General features: G+C 46.8%; 5 protein-coding genes. 1 reads left to right on the top strand and 4 read right to left on the bottom strand.

Features of this window, described 5'->3' with window-relative positions:
• Positions 1 to 159 precede the first annotated feature (159 nt).
• Positions 160 to 375, bottom strand: a complete 216-nt coding sequence (locus PHU49_14740; protein MDD5245263.1) for a hypothetical protein — start codon at positions 373 to 375, stop codon at positions 160 to 162.
• 436 nt (positions 376 to 811) lie between these two features.
• A complete protein-coding gene (locus PHU49_14735; protein ID MDD5245262.1) occupies positions 812 to 1,114 on the bottom strand; it encodes a hypothetical protein in 303 nt (100 codons plus the stop codon).
• 407 nt (positions 1,115 to 1,521) lie between these two features.
• Between PHU49_14735 and PHU49_14730 the strand changes: the two genes are divergently transcribed.
• Positions 1,522 to 2,628: a 4Fe-4S binding protein gene (locus PHU49_14730; GenBank protein ID MDD5245261.1), complete on the top strand. Its 1,107-nt coding sequence runs from the start codon at positions 1,522 to 1,524 to the stop codon at positions 2,626 to 2,628.
• 3 nt (positions 2,629 to 2,631) lie between these two features.
• Here PHU49_14730 and PHU49_14725 read toward each other — a convergent pair whose 3' ends face one another.
• Together PHU49_14725 and PHU49_14720 are read right to left on the bottom strand one after the other, a co-directional pair.
• Complete coding sequence (locus PHU49_14725) at positions 2,632 to 3,549, bottom strand: hypothetical protein (protein ID MDD5245260.1); 918 nt, start codon at positions 3,547 to 3,549, stop codon at positions 2,632 to 2,634.
• 30 nt (positions 3,550 to 3,579) lie between these two features.
• The coding region (locus PHU49_14720; protein MDD5245259.1) for an aldo/keto reductase at positions 3,580 to 4,779 on the bottom strand (1,200 nt) is incomplete at its 5' end.

Below are 4,779 nucleotides of genomic sequence, written 5' to 3'. Positions count from 1 at the left end.
TACGGAAAGAACAATAGCGTTATATTTATCCCGTTCCGTTGCCGAATACATATCCTTCGAGAGCGAATAGGTAAGATGATTAACAATTATTTGTCTATAGTCATGCTTTTCTAATGCCATAGAATATGCTCTCCCTGATCCTTATTTTGGTTTCCATCTTTACTTTTTTACGCCTTTCTTTTGATGTCTTTTCTTTTCGTTGTTTTCATCATCCTTTAGATACATTATTCCAAGACCTCCGCAGACGAGCGCTATGACAACAGAAAAGAAAACCTTTAAGTCACCTGCCGAATATACCAATGAATAAACCATTACAAAAAGAAAGACCGCCGCTATGACGAGCAGGATAATGCCTTTTACCTTTGTAGCCTTCATGAATGCATACCTTTTCACCATTTTATCAAAACTTTCCACGAAAAGGAATGGAAAATCAATGAATTCTGATATACTTCTTTGAGTACCTTCTAAGAACATACTGTATTATCGTCGTATTTCCAAAAAAATAAACCGCTGATAACCCTGATAACCAATATTCGATGTTCCAATACCCAAAATGAGAAGACATAAAGAAGTCCTCCTTCAATTATTAGTTATTCGGTTATTGGTGATTATTTGGAAATTAATTATTGATAATGAGGGGCCACACTTTTTATTGTCATCGCGAGGAGCGAAACGACGTGGCGATCTCAGCGGATGAGATTGCCACGCCCTGCGGGCTCGCAATGACACTTCGCCACGCTTCGTTTGCAATGACAAGAAAGAATAGGGCTGACCGCTGATCGCCGAAAATTGCTTACATCCTCAGGGTTTCTCAGTCAAACTGACCGAGCGGCCTTGTGAATGTGTATTCGCCCGGCTCTGTCAGAAACGCGTCGAATGCCTGTTCGCTCGTTCCGGACATTGCAGCAAACGGCGCCGACACTATAAGTCCTCCAAAACCAACAGCACACGCCAGGATACCAATAGGACGGACGACAAGTGCATCAATAATATACGCCTCGGCACGTCCTGTGGACTTGTACGATTTCTTTTCCATCTCCTGACAGTATCCGGGAGTTACGACTATCCCGAGAACAAAGACAATCAATAATGCAAAAAACGTAATTTTTTTCATATCATGCCCCCTGTTCATTACAAAGTATCTTGAACTATTATACCACTAATCCGTTTTTAATCAAGTTTTTTTAAGAATTTTCACCGAAGCTTGCAGCTTGTCCCGGCCTGACGGGATCGCCTCCTTAAACCAGCAGTCAGTCGTCAGTAGTCAGTAACAAACATAGTCTATCTGGTCCATCTGGTTCATTTCGTCTGTTTAGTCGATTTGGTCTGTTTTGTTTTAACGTTGAACCCCCGATAGAGTCATTCGAGGGCAGGCATAGAACATTGAACGTTGAACAAATTTTGTCTTCTACTCTCAGCTCTTCGCTCTCCGCTCTTCGCTCTCTGCGCAAGTGCCTGCTTTTCAAAAAACCTTATTGTTATTTCCAGAATAATTGTCTACAATGAAACCGGTAATTGAATATGTCTGAACCCGACGCTATCTATAAAAAGCTCGCGAAACACCTGTCATCGCTCGGTATGGGATACCCGGAAAAGAACGAATTGCTGGACATCCTTAAAGAGAATTTCACTCCACTTGAAGCAGAGATCGCCCTTGCCCTGCCGACAAGGGTAATCCCTTTTGAGGCCGTTCCACCATCAGCAATTATAAAACATATCGGCATACCGGAAAAACAGCTTGAGGATATGCTTGCGAATCTCGCTCACCGGGGGCTCCTGTATGCCGGAAAAACAAAAGACGGGGAGAAGGGATATGCGCTTCAGCAGTTTGGTTATGGCTTCCCTCAGACCTTTTTCTGGCGTGGGACCAATGATCCTCATGCAAAAAGGATGGCGGAACTCACAGTACAATACACACGAATAAAGGAGCTGAACGAGGTATATGGCAAAACAGAAACAAAGGCCTACCGATACGTACCGGCGTCCCAAAGCCTCGATCCGGAATCTCATGCCGTTTACCCTTTTGAGATGATGGAAGAGGTTGTAAAAAAGGCCGGCACGATCGCCCTTGTTCACTGTGCCTGCAGGGCTACGGCAGAACTGCTGGGGAAGAGAAGGTGTCAGCACACCCTTGAATCATGCATCAAATATGATGAACTTGCCGACTATGTCATAGAACAGGGGATAGGGAAGAAGATCACGAAAGATGAGGCCATGGAAGTGATCAGGAAAAGTGAGGAGGCCGGCCTCGTGCATCTCGTTGACAACGCGCGGGAAGGCGTAAAACATACCTGCAATTGCTGCAGTTGCTGCTGCTGGTCTGTCGGGACTATCCGGAGAAGAAAGATTCCCCGGGACACCCTCATGGCCACCTATTTTTTACGGGAAACAGACCCTGACAAATGTACCGGATGCGGCCTCTGTGTTGATGTCTGCCCTGTTGATGCCATAACCATCGAGGACGGTATCCCGGTAATTGACAGGGAATGGTGCATCGGCTGCGGTGTATGCGCAGTCCCCTGCCCTTTTTCTGCTGTTGTGCTTGTAAGAAGATCAGATGTCCTGCCGCCGAAAGATTTTAAGACATTACAGTATAATATCTTACGTGAAAAACAAGGCGATGGCTGATACTCATGGTTTGTTGATACGGGATTGCACACGGCTGACCACCGGTATCGCCTTCAAAGGATCTTTCAGTTTCGTTACACCGAAAAGATATCCACCCGATCTTCTGATAACTGTGCCTTTGTACAACGGGTCCTGAGTAACAACGGTCATTTCGCTCTCATTGCCTGTACGCTCAGCATTGGCGCCTGATTCCTTAAGATAATTGATATAATTATCAAGCGTGCGCGAAGATGCCTCCGGGGATCCACAGAGAATGACAAATATCCTGGCAGGTTCACCTTCAACAACGATCTCGGCAGTCAATCCTCTTTGAAAAAATGCATACCCGAGGACGCTCTGGGCAAAGTACTTTATCGTATCGGGAACAATACCGGTTATGCCGAGTATACCGAGCACCTCCGGTTGTGAGGTACTACCCGGGATCTTTCCTGCAATGTTCTCTGCACACTGTATTAACAGGCTACGTTCGTCGGTAACGGTACCGGAGACAGACAGGCGGACGAAATAACGGCCTTTAAAGAACATCAACTGGGATTCACTGATAAAGCCTTCTGCGCCGATCCTTACTAACTCCGCACCGGTGTCACGATAGTTTGAGTATATGCCAAAGGCATCAATCGGGGACCCCATTCTGTAGACATCGGCGACAATCCCTGACCGCGCATTATCTCCCCTGCTGTAGAATGCCGATCCAAGGATCTCGAAACCATAGGGTATATAAAGCTCTGCCTCACCGTTGATATATACATAGAGATTCTCCGCTGTGTAACGGTTTATCTTTCCGTCAATTACCCATCCTTCCGCAAAACCCGGTACTGGTAATAAATTTTCAATTGGGTTGATATCTGCCAGTGCCAGACCGTTGACTATGGACATGAGCAGGGTGAGTATGATTATTGACAGCAAAAAAAAGCGCGGCATTATCCGTCTGCAAGTCATTTATGATGACCTCTATGCATATATAAAAAGCGCTTTACGCATCCTGGAAGCGATATCAAGACCATTCGCACAGCGTGCTACACATCCATCGCAACCAAGACAGGTTGATGCCTTTGCTTTGCTCTCAATCTCATCGTAGGTTGACCTCGCAAGTTCCATGTTCCCATAGCCCTCGGCATACATCAATGAACGGTTGATCGTACTTATAGCGACATGCTCCGGACAGGTGGGCTCACATTGCGCGCAGAACCGGCAATAATATGGACGGATAGCTTCACCGTAACGTTCGAGGATCTTTTCATCGTTTCGGGTAAGTTTCATCCCCATGACAGAAAGGTCTTCTTTCAGCATGCTCATATCTTTCATCCCCGGGATCGCAGCGGTCACACTGGTATCCTGGAGCGCCCACTTCAGAGCGGCCTGGTGAGGGCTCAGCGGCCCCAGCGCATCTGTTTTATACCCTCCGGCCTGGGTCTTCATGGCAATAACACCGATACCTGTCCTGGCAGCACGGGCAATTGCTTCCTTTAATTCGGGAGGGCTTGTGAAGTTATAGGCAACAAGGGCAGTATCAAAGAACTTCCCCGGATCATCTGCGACGGCATTGACAACCTCTGTCTGGTTCGTATGGGTTGTTAATCCGAAGAAACGCACCTTGCCCTGTTTACGGAGCTCGGTGTAGGCCTCGCGTACTTCCGGAGCAAAGGCTCGCTCTTTGCTGCTGACATTATGCATCTGGATGACATCGATATAATCGATCTGGAGCCTGGATAAGCTCGTTTCAACGTCCTGAAATATCTCCTTTTTGGTATTTGATGATCCAAGCGTCTTCGTTGCCACATAAAGTTTGTTGCGGATCCCCTTGATGGCCTTTGCCACTATCTCCTCATTATGGCCATTCATGTACCGTCTGGCAGTATCAACGTAATTCACTCCCAGATCAAATGCAGCCCGCATCACCTCATATTCAGGTGTAAGCATTGCACCGAAACTGACAACCGTTATCTTCAAACCTGTCTTTCCAAGAGTACGGTACACCGGGTTCGGAAAGGTACCGGCGGCAGCTACAGCGTTCTTCAGCACACTGCCCATACCCGTTATACCCACTGCCGCCGAGGCGGTCACTGCACCAAGTTTGAGAAAATCCCTCCGGTTGATCAGTCTGGTATGCTCTATCATACCCATAGAACCTCCTTCAATAAAACCACGACC

Source organism: Syntrophorhabdaceae bacterium (genome assembly GCA_028713955.1).
GTDB lineage: Bacteria > Desulfobacterota > Syntrophorhabdia > Syntrophorhabdales > Syntrophorhabdaceae > UBA5609.
This window is presented reverse-complemented; position numbering and strand designations above follow the sequence as displayed.